The 15,110-nt window shown below is 59.8% G+C and carries 15 protein-coding genes; 13 read left to right on the top strand and 2 right to left on the bottom strand.

What is annotated here, in order from left to right; translation table 11 throughout:
• Window positions 1-242 precede the first annotated feature (242 nt).
• The gene (locus tag FHT86_RS15575; protein WP_133707688.1) at window positions 243-1,151 is read right to left on the bottom strand and encodes a LysR family transcriptional regulator; all 909 of its coding nucleotides are present in this window, start codon (window positions 1,149-1,151) and stop codon (window positions 243-245) included.
• Window positions 1,152-1,413: 262 nt separating this feature from the next.
• Between FHT86_RS15575 and FHT86_RS15580 the strand changes: the two genes are divergently transcribed.
• Genes FHT86_RS15580 through FHT86_RS15600 form a run of 5 tightly spaced genes read left to right on the top strand, consistent with a single transcriptional unit; the run spans window position 1,414 to window position 5,667 of the window.
• Window positions 1,414-2,220, top strand: a complete 807-nt coding sequence (locus FHT86_RS15580) for a 5-oxoprolinase subunit PxpA (RefSeq protein ID WP_133707689.1) — start codon at window positions 1,414-1,416, stop codon at window positions 2,218-2,220.
• Entirely contained in the window at window positions 2,207-2,449 is a 243-nt protein-coding gene (locus tag FHT86_RS15585; protein ID WP_133707690.1) for an acetyl-CoA carboxylase, read from the top strand. Before FHT86_RS15580 ends, FHT86_RS15585 begins: the two co-directional genes overlap by 14 nt.
• Window positions 2,446-3,831: an acetyl-CoA carboxylase biotin carboxylase subunit gene (locus FHT86_RS15590; protein ID WP_133707691.1), complete on the top strand. Its 1,386-nt coding sequence runs from the start codon at window positions 2,446-2,448 to the stop codon at window positions 3,829-3,831. Before FHT86_RS15585 ends, FHT86_RS15590 begins: the two co-directional genes overlap by 4 nt.
• Entirely contained in the window at window positions 3,831-4,706 is an 876-nt protein-coding gene (locus FHT86_RS15595) for an allophanate hydrolase subunit 1 (protein WP_133707692.1), read from the top strand. Before FHT86_RS15590 ends, FHT86_RS15595 begins: the two co-directional genes overlap by 1 nt.
• Window positions 4,696-5,667, top strand: a complete 972-nt coding sequence (locus FHT86_RS15600) for a biotin-dependent carboxyltransferase family protein (protein WP_133707693.1) — start codon at window positions 4,696-4,698, stop codon at window positions 5,665-5,667. Before FHT86_RS15595 ends, FHT86_RS15600 begins: the two co-directional genes overlap by 11 nt.
• A 69-nt stretch (window positions 5,668-5,736) precedes the next feature.
• On the opposite strand, the gene FHT86_RS15605 is transcribed toward FHT86_RS15600, so the two are convergent.
• Window positions 5,737-6,747, bottom strand: a complete 1,011-nt coding sequence (locus tag FHT86_RS15605; protein WP_133707892.1) for a GntR family transcriptional regulator — start codon at window positions 6,745-6,747, stop codon at window positions 5,737-5,739.
• 540 nt (window positions 6,748-7,287) lie between these two features.
• On the opposite strand from FHT86_RS15605, the gene FHT86_RS15610 reads away from it, so the two are divergent.
• From FHT86_RS15610 to FHT86_RS15645, 8 genes are all read left to right on the top strand, one after another.
• Window positions 7,288-8,361, top strand: a complete 1,074-nt coding sequence (locus tag FHT86_RS15610; protein ID WP_133707694.1) for an ABC transporter ATP-binding protein — start codon at window positions 7,288-7,290, stop codon at window positions 8,359-8,361.
• A gap of 54 nt (window positions 8,362-8,415) precedes the next feature.
• A complete protein-coding gene (locus tag FHT86_RS15615; protein WP_409527599.1) occupies window positions 8,416-9,309 on the top strand; it encodes an ABC transporter permease in 894 nt (297 codons plus the stop codon).
• 2 nt (window positions 9,310-9,311) lie between these two features.
• Window positions 9,312-10,157: an ABC transporter permease gene (locus FHT86_RS15620; RefSeq protein ID WP_133707893.1), complete on the top strand. Its 846-nt coding sequence runs from the start codon at window positions 9,312-9,314 to the stop codon at window positions 10,155-10,157.
• A complete protein-coding gene (locus tag FHT86_RS15625; RefSeq protein WP_133707696.1) occupies window positions 10,157-10,897 on the top strand; it encodes an SDR family NAD(P)-dependent oxidoreductase in 741 nt (246 codons plus the stop codon). The genes FHT86_RS15620 and FHT86_RS15625 overlap by 1 nt, the downstream gene beginning before the upstream one ends.
• A gap of 13 nt (window positions 10,898-10,910) precedes the next feature.
• A complete protein-coding gene (locus tag FHT86_RS15630) occupies window positions 10,911-11,678 on the top strand; it encodes an SDR family NAD(P)-dependent oxidoreductase (protein ID WP_133707697.1) in 768 nt (255 codons plus the stop codon).
• Window positions 11,679-11,774: 96 nt separating this feature from the next.
• A complete protein-coding gene (locus FHT86_RS15635; protein ID WP_133707698.1) occupies window positions 11,775-13,007 on the top strand; it encodes a PotD/PotF family extracellular solute-binding protein in 1,233 nt (410 codons plus the stop codon).
• Window positions 13,008-13,091: 84 nt separating this feature from the next.
• Complete coding sequence (locus FHT86_RS15640) at window positions 13,092-14,195, top strand: ABC transporter ATP-binding protein (RefSeq protein WP_133707699.1); 1,104 nt, start codon at window positions 13,092-13,094, stop codon at window positions 14,193-14,195.
• 32 nt (window positions 14,196-14,227) lie between these two features.
• Window positions 14,228-15,109 (top strand): polysaccharide deacetylase, encoded by an 882-nt coding sequence (locus tag FHT86_RS15645; protein WP_133707700.1) that lies wholly within the window; start codon window positions 14,228-14,230, stop codon window positions 15,107-15,109.
• The last annotated feature ends 1 nt before the right edge of the window (window position 15,110 follow it).

Here is a 15,110-nt window from a genome sequence, read left to right on the forward strand (position 1 = left end):
CGCGCCTTTGAGGCGTTCTTGGGGAATGGCGTTAAAATTTTTCGTCGGTCCCGGCCGTAGAATAGAATTGGGTCCGCGCGGTTGCAAGCATGCAAGCGCCGACAACGAAGATCCGTTTTTGCTGCTAGCGCTTCAACCCGGGGCAAAAATACGCGGTCCAATGTCGCTTGGCAGATAGTTTGAGAATCTAAGTAACGGGATTCTCAATTTAACTGCAATCGCTTCAACTCCCTAGCAGCTGATCAGGCGTTCGTGCCCGGCAGGCCGAAAGCTTGCTGGAAATAGCGCCTGAATGCCAGCATGGGCTGAGTGAACTCGATATTGGCGCGCCAAGCCAGGCCGACATCCATCGGTGGGACAGGGTCCTGGATGTTCACAGTATCAATGCGCCGTCCTTCGAGCGACCATGGGCGGTGCACCATATCCGAGAGGATAGCGACACCAAGGCTATTTGCTACCATCGACCTGACTGCCTCGATCGAGCTTGTCCTCAACAGCACCTTTGGTTGATACGGCGTTTTGCTCCAATATTTGAGTGAGGAGTGGGCCGCTTCATCCACGGTCAGCATGATGTACGGCTCTTCCGCGATATCGCGCAGGCCGATGCCGTCGCGACGCAACAGGCTGTGACCTGCCGGAACCCAGAGCCGCCTCACAGAGCTCAGAAGTGTCTCGGTCGTGAGCATCGGATTGAGGATATTCGAGGTCAGCAACACCGAAATGTCATAGCGGTTGGTCAGCAAACCCTCCTCGATCGACTCTCGATTGACTTCGTAGAGCTGGATCCTCAGCTTGGGATAGAGGCGACGCATGCGCTCGATGTGCATGGGCAGGAAATAACCGATCACCGTGTAGGTGGCGGCAACGATAAGCTCTCCCTCGATGTCGCTGCTGACCAGATTGAGATGCGTCGCCTCATCGACCTTTGCCAGGATCTCATAGGCATGGGACAGAAATTGACGCCCGGCCGTCGTCATTTCCATGCCCTGCGGTGTGCGGTCGAACAGTGACACGCCGACTGTCAGTTCGAGATCCTTGATTGCCGCTGTGACGGCCGACTGTGATATCGACAGGTTGATGGCCGCATGCGAGATCTGTCCATACTCGGCTGTTGCGACGAAATAGCGAAGCTGCCGCAGGCTGAGGCTCATGAAATCCCTCCGATCAGTTTTTCCGAGAATCGAATCAACAAATGAGATTCGAAGATCCAAAAGCGAGCTAGTTTTCGATCCCTTTATGTGCACCAGCAATAACTTGTTGATATGGTTATACATATTTCGATGCGCAATTGTGCACTGGTATCAATTTATCAGATATTGATGCTTTGAAAATTGTATTTTTAAGAATGACGCTTTCACTCTAACGTCTTGGTCCATGATGGTCCCGATCGGGACGCGGGTGCGAGGTCATGAATTGAAGGAAGCGGTCGATATCAATTGCGACATGGGAGAGGCCTTCGGGCGCTGGCGGATCGGCGATGCAGTTGACGAAGAACTCATTCCACTGATCAGCTCCGCCAATATTGCGACCGGCTTTCATGCCGGCGATCCCAATCTGATGGACGAAACTGTGCGAATGGCAGCGGCCCATGGCGTCGGTGTTGGGGCTCATCCCGGTTACCGCGACTTGCAAGGTTTCGGGCGCCGTAAAATCAATGGCACCAGCCGCGAGATCGTCAACGATCTGATCTACCAGGTGGGAGCTCTGCGTGAGTTTGCCAGACGTCACGATGTCCCGGTGCAGCATGTAAAGCCGCACGGCGCGCTGTATATGGAGCTCGCTGCTAATGCGGACCTTTCGCAGCTGTTCATACAGTATATGCGCACGGCCGCGCCCAACATGTTCGTCTTCTGTATGGACCGTTCGGCGACCTGCCTTGCCGCTCAGGAGGCGGGCCAGCCGATCGTTCGCGAGTTCTATGCCGACCGTGACTACGGCGATACGGGTTGGATCGTCTTTACCCGGGATGCCGGTCGTCCGGATCCGAAAGCAATTGCGCGGAAGGTAGTCAGGGCCTGTACCGAGGGGGTGGTTCGCACCGTCAGCGGCGCGGATATCCCGATTGCCTTCGATTCCATCTGTTTTCATTCCGACACATTGGGTGCGCTCGAGATCGTACGTCATATACGTGAGGCCCTTGTCGCCGAGGGCATCCGGATTGCACCCGTTTCGCAGATATTGAACAACGACGCCGCGCGGAGGTCCCATGAGCAAGCTTGAGATCAGATCACCCCTTCCGGGAACCTTCTACAGGGCTTCGTCTCCGGACGTTCCGCCGTTTAAAGCCGAAGGTGACACCGTCGCGGCAAGCGACACGATCGGGCTCATCGAGGTCATGAAGACCTTCCAGCAGATCGCTGCCGGGCTGGACGGCAGGAACATTACCTTCCTCGTCGAGAACGAGGAACCGGTGATGGCCGGGCAGATCATCGCGGAGGTGGACCCATGACCATTCGGTCGGTTCTGGTTGCCAACCGCGGCGAAATCGCCGTGAGGATCATAATGGCGGCAAAGGCGCTCGGAATTCGCACCGTGCAGGTCCATAGCGCAGCAGACGCCGAGATGCTCGCGGTCAAGCTGGCTGACGAGGCGATCAACATCGGTTCGCCGGCACCGAAGAAGTCCTATCTGAACATCGATGCGATCGTCGCCGCAGCTCTTTCGGCTGGTGTCGATGCCGTTCATCCCGGCTATGGGTTTCTATCTGAGAACGGAGATTTCGCCGATGCCGTTGAGACAGCCGGCATGATCTTCATCGGACCAAGCGGCAAGGCGATCCGATTGCTTGGCGACAAAGTCGCCGCTCGTGAAGTCGCCGCACGTGCCGGCGTCCCGACGGTGCCAGGAAGCGACGGCCGCGTCCTCGATATCGATGCAGCCGCGTCGGTTGCCGCGCGCATCGGCTTTCCTGTCATGATCAAGGCCGCAGCCGGTGGCGGCGGGCGAGGCATTCGTATCGTCCAGTCACAGGCCGAACTCCAGGAGCAGTTTCCGCTCGCTTCGGCGGAGGCGGCTGCTGCCTTCGGCGATGGCGGCCTTTACATGGAGAAGGTCATCACCCGCGCCCGACATATCGAGGTGCAGATTTTTGGTGACGGCCAGAATTTCGTTCACTGCTTCGAGCGCGAATGCTCGCTACAGCGTCGCCGCCAGAAGGTTTGGGAAGAAGCGCAGGCCTTCCTGCTCCCGGATGAGGTGCGAGAACGCTTATGCGCCAGCGCGGTCGCACTTGTGGCCGAAGTTGGGTACCGCGGTGCCGGCACGGTCGAATATCTTTACGACGAAGACAGCCGCGAGTTCTATTTCATCGAGGTGAATACACGTATTCAAGTCGAACATCCGGTCACTGAAATGATCACCGGCGTCGATCTGGTGCAGGAGATGTTCAAGGTGGCAGGAGGCGCTCCCCTCTCGCTGTCGCAGTCTAATATTCGGGCTCGTGGTCATGCCATCGAATGCCGGATCAACGCCGAGGATCCGGCCAGGGGTTTTCTACCGGCGCCGGGTACGGTCACGCGGCTGTCGATCCCGGAGGGCGAGGGCATCCGCTTCGATACGATGCTTTATACCGGCTACACCGTTCCGCCCTTCTACGATTCGCTCCTCGGCAAGCTGATCGTCTGGGCCGAGGATCGCGACGCCTGCCTGGACAGGCTCGCCACCGCGCTTTCGGATTTGAAGATCGAGGGCTTACCGACGACGATTCCACTGCATCTTGCCTTGGCCCGGGACCCTTCGGTGCGCAAGGGAGCATTTCACACCCGTTTTCTCGAATCCTGGCTGGAGACCGATTTTATCGCGGTTGACGGCATAGCCGCGGAGGTTGCCTGATGCCTGCACGCTATACATTCGGGGGTGACGAGCATCTTTTCGTCGAATGCAGCGATGAGATGTCTCTCGAAGCCTTCTTCAAAAGCCTGTCGATGGCCAAGGGCGTGCGCGAGAGCGGCATCAAGGGCGTTACTGAAATCTGCCCCGCCAACGCCTCCTTCCAGATCAAGTTCGATCCGGATCTGATCAAGCCGGACGATCTTCTGCGCGAGGTCAAGGCAATCGAAGGGGCGGCTGAAAAGTCGGATCCCGTTATCACGACCCGCATTGTCGAAATTCCCGTCTTCTACAACGATCCGTGGACGCATGAGACCCTGATGCGTTTTCGCGAGCGCCATCAGGAACCGTCGGGCACCGATCTCGATTATGCCGCCAGGATCAACGGCTATGACGCGGTCGAGGACTTTGTCGCCGCTCATGCTGGCTCGCCATGGTTCGTCTCGATGGTCGGCTTCGTTGCGGGCCTGCCGTTCATGTACCAGATGGTGGAGCGACAGCGACAGATCGAAGTGCCGAAATATCTGCGCCCGCGTACCGACACGCCGCGGCTAACGGTCGGCCACGGTGGCTGCTTCGGCTGCATCTATTCGGTGCGTGGGGCAGGCGGCTATCAGATGTTCGGCATCACGCCGATGCCGATCTTCGATCCTACGCAATCGACGAGCTATCTGCGTGACTTCATGGTGTTCTTCCGGCCGGGAGACATCGTGAAATTCCGGCCGATCGATCGCGATCACTACGATCAGGCGGTCGAGGATGTCGATCGGGGTCGCTTCGCTCCGCCGATCCGCGAGGTCAGGTTTGATCTGCGGCAATATCAAGCCGATATCGACGGCTATAACGCCAAGCTGGAGGGCGCGCTGCATGGCCATTAAGGTTCTTCATCACGGCCTTTCGACCACGGTTCAGGATCTCGGACGTCCCGGCTACTTCCATCTTGGAATCCCGGTCGGCGGCGCCATGGACCGCTATGCCATGCGGGCGGCTAATCTTCTGGTCGGCAATGATGAAGGCGCTGCCGGGCTTGAGGCCGTCTTCATGGGCCCCAAGCTCGAATTTCTCGACGATGCGCTGATCGCCGTGACCGGCGCCGAGATGCCCGTCAGGATTGACGGTGAGCTCCAGCCGGGATGGACGGCGCTGAAAGTCAGAGCGGGTCAGACTGTCAGTTTCGACTTTCTGAAGTCCGGCGCGCGCATCTGCATCGCTGTGTCGGGCGGCATCGACGTGCCGGAGGCGCTTGGCAGTAGATCGACCTATGTGATTGGCGCGCTTGGCGGCTACAAGGGCAGAGCAATTGCTGTCGGAGATGAGCTTCCCGTTGGTCCTGGCTCGCTGGCGAGCGACGGAAGATCGGTCGCGGAAGAACTGCGGCGCAGGCCCGGCATGCCGGCCGAACTGCGGGTGCTGCCGGGGCTCTATTGGGATCGGCTGACCGAGGCGGCCAAGAGCAACTTCTTTGCCGACCAGTGGAAGGTGGCGCCCGAAGCCGACCGTATGGGCTATCGCTTCCGTGGCGGCCGCAAGCTTGAATTTGTCGAACGCAAGCAGCCTTTTGGTGCCGGCTCGGATCCATCGAATATCGTCGACAGCTGCTATCCGTATGGTTCGATCCAGGTGCCGGGCGGAACGGAGCCGATCATCCTGCATCGAGACGCGGTCTCCGGCGGCGGCTATTTCATGCTCGGAACGGTGATTTCCGCTGACATGGACCTGATCGCGCAATTACAGCCGCACACACAGACACAGTTCTTAGAGGTGACGATGGATCAGGCGCTTGCGGCGCGTGCCGATCGCCAAGCGCTCGTCGGGCGCTTGCGCGCCTCTTTATTATGAAGGGATATGCAAATGGCGGCCGTTCCCATCTTCACACGGCGACGGGCAGTTGCGCGGACTGCCGGCCTTTCACTCAAGAACGCGCGTGAGATAGGCGGCAGTTGCGCTTGGGCCGGGAATGATCGCGACAATCTTCATCTGCGCGATGGTGCGGTCGACGGACGCCTCCAGATGGCTCTCCATCATCGCGGCCGCTGCCGTGACGGCGCCCCGCAACAGGAGTTCCGTTATCAGGCGCAGTTCCGTGATGATCGCCGGGTCGCCAGGCAGGCCGAGTTGTCGCAGCAGTCGCTCCGTCGCCGTCACCGGCAGCAGATTGTTGCGGATCGATTCCTTCAGCCGGTCATTCGGTGTTGCGAGGATGCAGATATCGATGAAATCTGCGTACACGCCTTCGAGAGCCGAGAGGTGATCGGCAGGCTCCAGCCGCTCCAGATCGGAGAGGCGCAAAAACAGGTCGTTCAATTGTCCCCGGTCGACCCGATTGGCTCCGGCGACCAGCGCCTGCGGCTCAAGCATCCCGCGCAAGCCGTAATGATCCTTGATCATTTGCGCGGTCAGGGGACCGGCAATCCAGTGGGACGACTGGTTCTTGCGCACGAGGCCACGCTCGCGCAGGCGGGCAAGCACATCGCGCACGACGGTGCGGCTGACGTTGAAATGGTCGGCAAGCTCGATCTCGATAATGCGATATTGACCGAAGACGACGCAGCCGGCGACATCCGCCTCTACAGTGTTGTAGATCCGTTCCCAGGACGCGCGGCTTTGAAGTGCTTCGTCGGCATGGCGGGGAATGGTGAGGCCGAGCGTCTTGATGTCCGTGCGGTTCGGCTCGATACCCTGGCCCGCGGGACCGACGAGGTAGCCGCGCCCGTTGAAACGATGCACCAGTCCCTCGCTCTCCAGCGTCTGGAGTGCTCGTTGCACGGGCACGCGCGAAATCTGCAGGATTTCCGCGATCGGACCCTCGAGCAACACCACGCCAGGCGGCAGCGTGTTGTCTCCTATATTGCTGCGCAGGACATCCTCCGCGATCTCATAGCGCTTCTGCGCATTGGGGCGCGCATGGTTTTCGTTCATCTGATGCAATGGACTCACGTCGTTCCGATGTCCCAGTCTTACGCTTTTTATAGCACCAACATACTGCAAAGATAAATGACTATTGAATACAAAGTATGTTTTTGAATGTGGTTGTGATGGTGAGCGTTGCCGTGACGGATCCTGGCCGTTGTAGCCGCTGGTATGCTTAGATCGGACAGTCCTGTCTGGCGAATGACCTTGGATGGCCTTCGCCTGCGGGTTTCCTAGCCGCTATGCGTCACGGTGGTGTCGGCTCCGGCGCATCCTGTCGTTCGTCTCTCGATAATTATCGCTTGGCCGGACGACTTTTCTGAAAAAGCTTATTGAATACAAAAATCATTTATGCAATGCTTCGGTCATCAAGGCGCTCGTCAGAAGCGTCACAGGTGGAACTCATTGAAACGCCAAGGAACATCGCTTTGACGCGCATAAGATCGTGCGCGAAGGCAGACCGACGTCTGGTGACCGGATCGATTTGATTGCGGCATGGCGGCGCTTTGCCAGAAGGATGGTCCTTGCCTTGAAACTGGTGGGAATTCGGTGTCGACCGTTCTTCAGCTCAAGAAAGTCACCAAGTCGTATGGTGGAGCGCCCGCGTTGGACGCGGTGGATTTTTCTCTGCCCGCCAACGCCTATATCGCGCTGCTCGGGCCAAGTGGTTCGGGTAAGACGACGCTGCTGCGCGTGATAGCGGGCTTCGAGGAGCCGGACTCCGGTTCGATCCTCTTTCATGGCAAGCGCCTTGATGGTGTCGAGCCGCACGACCGCGGCATCGGCTTCGTCTTTCAGAACTTTGCGTTATTTCCGCATCTGTCCGTCGCCGAAAACGTCGCCTTCGGTTTGCGTAATCGCAAGGTCGATCCCGTGACCGATGCACGCGTGTTGGCGACACGGGTTCAGGACATGCTGGCGCTGGTCGGCCTCAAGGGTTTTGAGGATCGCGCCGTCACCCAGATTTCGGGCGGCCAGCGTCAGCGCGTCGCCTTGGCGCGCACGCTGGTGACCGAGCCGAAGATGGTGCTGCTCGACGAGCCGCTCGGAGCGCTCGACGCCAATTTGCGCAGCCGCATGCGCAGCGAACTCAAGGCGATCCGCGAGCGCTGCGGCGTACCCTTCCTGCATGTGACGGGCAGCGAATCCGAGGCCTTGGCGATGGGGGATCTCGTTCTCGTTCTCGACAGCGGCCGCATCGCGCAAGCCGCTGCCTCCGATGTCGTCTACAACAGCCCGGCTACGGCCGCAGTCGCCCGCTTTCTCAATTGCTACAATCTGTTTGCCGGTACTGTCGCTGAGGATGCCTTCGTCGGTCCTGCAGGCCGCTTTCCCTTGAATGCGTCGCACCGGAAGGCGCCGCAGCCGGCCTATGCCATCCGCTACGACCGGGTTTCCATCCGCAATCGCGAGGCCGAGTTGTCCGCGGACGAGGTCCGCATCGAAGGGGACTTCATCGCCAGCGAATATTCAGGCGCGACGGTCAACTCCTTCTTCGCCCTCGATGGCGGTCATGTCTTCGAGGTCGAGTCCCACCTTAGCCACGCGCGTCCACCGACATTCGTCGAGAAGGACCGCTATGCGCTCGTCTGGAAGAAGGAGGATGCCCTTGTCTTCGGCTGATGCGAACGTCCTGAAACCTTTCCACGGATCCGCCAAGGAGAGCGAGAGATGACCATGGTTGCGACAAGCGAAGAAGCTGCGCAGGAAAGCGCCACAGGGCGCCGGACATCCAACAACACAGTCTGGTTGCTGGTGCCGGGCATCATCTGGATGGTCGCCTTTCTCGTCCTCCCGATCCTCATGATGGTCTATGTTTCCTTCTGGACGCAGACGACCTTCAAGATCGAGCCAACGTTGACGCTGCAGAGCTGGGTCACCTTTCTGACCAGCCCCACCTATCTCGGTGCCCTTTGGACGACGATCCGCATCTGGCTGCTGGTGCTGATATCGACGCTCGTCGTCGGCTATCCGGCGGGGCTCTTCGTAGGCCTTCTCATCAAGAACAAGACGCTCCAGACCGTGCTTCTCGTCCTCTGCGTTATTCCGTTCTGGACGTCTTTCCTGATCCGCGTGCTCGCATGGCGGCCGATGCTCGGCACCGAAGGCGCGATCAACATGATCCTGATGAATCTCGGTATCGTGAAGCAGCCGATAGAGGTGCTCTTGTTTTCGGAGCTGTCGGTGATCATCGGCATGACGCAGATCTATTGCGTCTTCATGGTCGGACCGATCGCCTTCATGATGGGTCGCATCGATGCCTCGGTCATCGAGGCCGCACAGGATCTCGGTGCGGGCTTCTGGCGCATCTTCCGCACCATCATCCTGCCGCTTTCCATGCCGGGCGTGGTGGTCGGCGCGATCTTCGTCTCCGTCATGGTTCTCGGCGAATTCGCCACGTCAGCTGCTCTGTCAGGACGCAAGGTCAATCTGCTCGGCAACATCATCGTCACCCAGGTTGGGTCGCTGAAATGGGCTTTTGCCGCGGTCGCCGGCGTTGTGCTCACGATCATCATGGGAGCGGTCGTTGCCGCACTGCTCAAGGTCGTCGACCTCAGGAAGGAGCTTTGAGCATGAATACCGGCGGCATCAAGCTCGGCCTGGGAGTTTACACGGCCCTCTTTCTCGTCTTCCTTTACGGACCGCTTGTGGTTCTGGCGATCCTGTCATTCCAGACCGGCCCGGAGGGCGGTCCGCAATTCCCAATCATCGAATGGTCCACCTATTGGTATCGCCATCTCTTCGGGTTGACGCCGCCCTCGCGCATCGCACCCCTGCCGATCGATCAGGCGCTGATCCGTTCGTTATCGCTGGCGCTGATGACCATGATCGTCTCCACCGTGCTCGGCGTGATGTCCGCCCAGGCCTTCCGCCGCAAATTCCGCGGCTCGGGCGTCGTCTTCTACCTGATCGTTCTGGGCATGATGGTGCCGGGAGTGCTGGTCGGTCTTGGCACGGCACTTGTCGCCAATGCCTTCGGGATAGACCGCCACTGGTGGAGCACCGCCTTCGTCCTGCATGTCGTCTATACCTTTCCCTTTGCCTTCCTGGTCATGCTTGCGATCTTCAACCGGTTCGATCCGAGCATGGAGGAGGCGTCGTGGTCGCTGGGTGTTACGCCTGTCCGCACCTTCCGCAAGGTCACGTTTCCGCTGATCTTCCCCGGCGTGCTCTCGGCGATGCTCTTCGCCTTCACGCTGTCCTACGATGAATTCTCACGCACTCTGTTTGCTTCCGGTCGCGAGTTGACGCTGCCCTTGGCGATCTATGGCACCTTCTCCGTCGAGGTCCATCCGAACGTATTTGCCTTCGGTGTCCTGACGACGCTGTTTTCCTTCGCGCTTCTCGGCACCTACGCGATCCTCATGGGGATGTCGGTGCGCCGTGCCAAGCGCATCCGCATCCAGGAGGACGCATGATGGCGCAGACACCCTCAGCAATCGTCACCGGTGCCGGCTCGGGTATCGGCCGCGCCATCGCCTTTCGCCTCGCGGCCGATGGCTACGCAGTCCTGGTCAACGATCTTTCCGAGGACCGGGCCCAATCCGTGGCATCGGAGATCATCAAGGTGGGCGGAGCGGCGACAGCGATCGCCGGCGACGTCGCCCGGCCCGAGGATGTAGCGGCGGTCCATGCTGCCGCCAGGGCCTCGCACGGCGACGTCGCGCTTCTCGTCAACAATGCCGGCATTGTGCATCAGGCGGCATTCGAGAACCTCGAAGTTGAGGATTTCGACAGGATGTTCGCCGTGCATGTGCGGGGAAACTTTCTGATGACCAAGGCGGTCCTGCCGTCGATGCTGGCGCGGGGCGACGGCGTCATTGTCAACATCGCCTCTCAGCTTGGACAGATCGGCGGCGTCGAACTCGTCCACTATGCCGGCGCCAAGGCCGCGATCATCGGTATGACGAAGTCGCTTGCCCGCGAGGTCTCGAGCCGTGGCGTGCGTGTCAATGCCGTGGCGCCGGGACCGATCAATACGCCGCTTGTCCAAGGGCTTTCCGAGGAGTGGCGAGAACGCAAGAGACGCGAATTGCCGCTCGGCCGTTTCGGCGAGCCTGAGGAAGTGGCCGCGACCGTGGCGTTTCTGGCGTCGCCCGCAGCGAGCCTGTTTGTTGGCCAAACGCTCGGACCCAATTCCGGCGACGTGATGCTCTGAAGGGGAGATGCAGATGGACAGTCTAGGAAAGCGCGTTGTCATCGTCACGGGCGCGGGCATCGGTATCGGGCAAGCGACCGCGAAGGCATTTGCCGCGCTCGGCGATCATGTCGTCGTCACCGACATTCTTGACACGGAAGGCGAGGGGGTCGTGCGCGACATTCTCGTTGCCGGCGGTTCGGCCGAATTCCGTCTCTACGACGTGCGCTCCACGGACGCCGCCAACCGTCTGGTCGCAGATGTGGAGACGCGCTTCGGCAAGATCGACGTCATCGTAGCCAATGCGGGGATCGCCCATCGAACGCCGCTGGACAAGCTCAGCGACGACAAGTGGGACCTGACCATGGATGTCGACCTCAAGGGCATCTTCAAGCTGGTGCGCGCCGCCGCACCCGGTATGCGCGCTCGCAAATCGGGAAGCATCATCGCTCTATCCTCGATCATGGGCGTCGCCTACGGATGGGACGAGCATGTCCATTATTCGGCGGCAAAGTCCGGTGTTGTCGGGCTGGTGCGGGGACTGGCCGTCGAACTGGCGAAGGACGGCATCAGGGTCAATGGCATTGCTCCCGGCTACATCCGCACGGCGCAGCTTCTTTCGGAAGAGAATTCGCTTGGCCCTGCGGGTGCTGAAAAGGCAGCCGAATTTATTCCGATGGGGCGGCTCGGCGAGCCGGAGGATATCGCCGACGTGATCGCATTCCTCGCATCGAAGGGCGCGAGATACATGACCGGCCAGGTTCTGGTCGTGGATGGCGGCCTCCTCGTGGGGCGGTACTGATCGCCGGCGCCCGGCAAAGGCCGGGCTTCGTGCGACAGGGCAATGAAGCATGCCCGCAAAGGGCTCAGGGAACAGCAATCAGCACTGGAGAACACAATGTCCAAAATGGAAATGAACAGACGCTCTCTATTGAAACATTCCGCAGGCGTCATGGCGCTCGCGATCGGTGGCGGCACGCCATTCCTGTCGTCGCGGGCAGCTTATGCGCAGGCCTCCGATCTCGCCAAGGAGCAGTTGCGCACCATCGGTCTTTCGGTCACCGTCCAGGAGCGAATCCTTGACGATTTCCGCAAGGAAAGCGGCGTCGGACAGACGTCCGGCACTGCGGCGACTTTCCCGGACGCGCAGACCAAGATCCTCTCCGGCTCCAAGGACTATGATTGCTGGGAGATCATCGGCGAGCGCCTGCCGTCGATCGTCATGACCAACAATGTCGAGCCAATTCCGGCCGCCTCCTTGAAGAACTGGGCCAACATCCGCGACACCTTCACGACGCCGTCCGACAAGTGGGAGCCGAAGCAGCAGATCGTCGGGCAAATCTGGGCAGACGATGCCAAAACCGTGCTGAACATGGTTCCCGCAGTCTATAACTACGATTCCATCGGTTATAATCCGGACGTGCTGTCGGCCGAGGAGGCCAACAGCTGGGCTGCAATCTTTGATCCGAAGTGGAAGGGCAAGTCGGGTCTCAACACCGATCCGCTCATCGCTTTCGGTCAGGCTATCATGGCGATGAACACGCTCGGGCTTTCGAGCGTCAAGAATCCCGGCAATCCAAGTGCGGCCGAAATCGATGAGGCGGCGAAATTTCTGGTTTCCAAGAAGAAGGACGGTCAGTTCCGCGCGCTGTGGGGCGATTTCGGCGAGCTGGTCAACCTGATGGCATCGGGCGAAATGGTCGTCTGCGACGCTTGGCAGCCGGCTGTCATGGCCGTGAAGGCTCAAGGCAAGGCATGCAAATATGCTGTGCCGAAGGAAGGGTATCGCGGCTGGGCGATCGGTCCGTCGATGATTGTCGGTACGCCCAACAAGGAGGCGGTGATCGCCTATGCCGACTACTGGCTGTCGGGCGAGCCCGGCATCACCGTGTCGGAGCAGGGGTACTACTCGCCGTCGACCAATATTCAGAAGGTCATGGCACCGGAAAAATACGCTTTCTGGTACGAGGGCAAGCCATGGGTGGGCGCTCCCGAGCGTGGCATCAAGGAAGGCGACCTACGCGACGGCGGCTCGCTGGCGGAGCGTGCAAAGAACGTCGCCTACTGGCACCAGTGGCCGGATGAATACGACCATCTCGTCCAGAAGTGGGATGAATTCCTCAATGCCTGATCGGGCGGTACAGGCTTTAGCCGTCCGTCACATGCCCAGCGGGGAGGCCAATCCAGCCTCTCTGCTCACGCCTGGAGATCCCTCATGATGTATGACCTGGAACTTATCAATGTCGGCAAGGTCTATGACAATGGCACCCCCGCCGTCATCGACTTCAATCTCGCGATCAAGAAGGGGGAGTTCATCGCCTTTCTGGGACCGTCTGGCTGCGGCAAGACCACGACGCTTCGTATGATCGCCGGCTTCGAGAGCATTTCTTCCGGCGACATGATGATCAAGGGCGAGCGCATAAACGATGTGCAGCCGCAGAAGCGGCCGACATCGATGATCTTCCAGAACTATGCGTTGTTCCCGCATATGACGGTCCGGCGCAATGTCGGATACGGTCTTGAGGTCAAAGGCGTGGCGCAGGATGAGCGAAACGCGCGGGTCGACCGCATCCTCGCCACCCTCGGACTGGAGGACATTGCCGAGCGCAAGCCGGACAAGCTTTCCGGCGGCCAGCGTCAGCGCATCGCGCTTGCGCGCGGGCTGGTGGTCGAGCCGGATGTGCTGCTCCTCGACGAACCGCTTGGCGCCCTCGACGCCAATCTGCGCAAGGCGATCCAGAACGAGCTCAAGTTGTTGCAAAAGAGGCTTGGCGTGACCTTCGTGTTCGTCACGCATGCCCAATCGGAGGCCTTGGCGCTGTCCGATCGAATCGTCGTAATGAACCAGGGCAGGGTTGAGCAGATCAGCCCGCCGTATCAGCTCTACACGCGCCCAGACACGCCTTTCGTTGCGCAGTTCATCGGCCGCAATACAATCTTCGAAGGCGAAGTGGCTGGCACCCAGGCCGACAACACGCTCGTCTCGACGTCGTTTGGCATGCTGTCGGGCTGCGCAAACGGCGGTCCTTCCAGCAAGGTCAATATCGTCATTCCTTCGGAAGCGATCGAAATTCACGCGGCCGACGCTTCGGCGCGAGAAAGCCTCGCCGGCACTTTCGGCGGCAATGTCGTCGGGGCGCGCGTCGATCGCTTCGATGTCGTCGGCCATATCTCGCAGATCGGCGTCAGCCTACCGGATGGTCGCGGGCTGGCATTGGAGGCGCATATCGACAAATACCGGCCCGGTGCCTTCCCGGTGGGCGCCGAGGTGATGCTCGCCTGGAATCCGGCAGACGCGACCGTCATTCCAGCTCACTGATAATCGAAAACCAGACCGAAGGAGGTAATCCCATGACAAAGGAAATCTTGTGCAGTTTTGGCATCGACGTCGATGCCGTGGCCGGATGGCTCGGCTCCTATGGCGGCGAGGATTCGCCCGATGATATTTCGCGCGGCCTTTTTGCCGGCGAAGTCGGCAGCATGCGGCTGGTGAAGTTGTTCGAGCGCTTCGGCATCAAGACGACGTGGTTCATTCCTGGCCATTCTATCGAGACTTTTCCCGAGCAGATGCAGGCTGTCGCCGATGCCGGTCATGAAATCGGCATTCACGGCTATAGCCACGAGAACCCGATCGCCATGACGCGCGAGCAGGAGACCGAGATCCTCGACAAATGCATCGAGCTGGTGACCAAGCTCTCGGGCAAGCGCCCGACGGGCTACGTCGCACCCTGGTGGGAGTTCTCGAATGTGACGAACGAACTGCTGCTGGAACGTGGCATCAAGTACGATCACTCGCTGATGCACAATGACTTCACGCCCTATTATGTGCGCGTCGGCGACAGCTGGACGAAGATCGACTATTCCCGCAAACCATCGGAATGGATGGTGCCGCTGAAGCGCGGCAAGGAAACCGATCTGATCGAAATCCCGGCATCCTGGTATCTCGACGACCTGCCGCCGATGATGTTCATCAAGAAGTCCCCCAACAGCCATGGCTTCGTCAATCCGCACCATATCGAGCAGATGTGGCGCGATCAGTTCGACTGGGTCTATCGCGAGATGGACTATGCCGTTTTCCCGATCACCATCCATCCGGATGTCGCCGGCAGGCCACAGGTACTGATGATGCTGGAGCGGCTCTATGCGCATATGATCAAACATCCCGGCGTGAAGTTCGTCACGATGAACGAGATCGCCGACGATTTCGCGGCCCGTTTCCCGCGCGGCAAATAGG

Source organism: Rhizobium sp. BK313, from assembly GCF_014193655.1.
GTDB lineage: Bacteria > Pseudomonadota > Alphaproteobacteria > Rhizobiales > Rhizobiaceae > Rhizobium.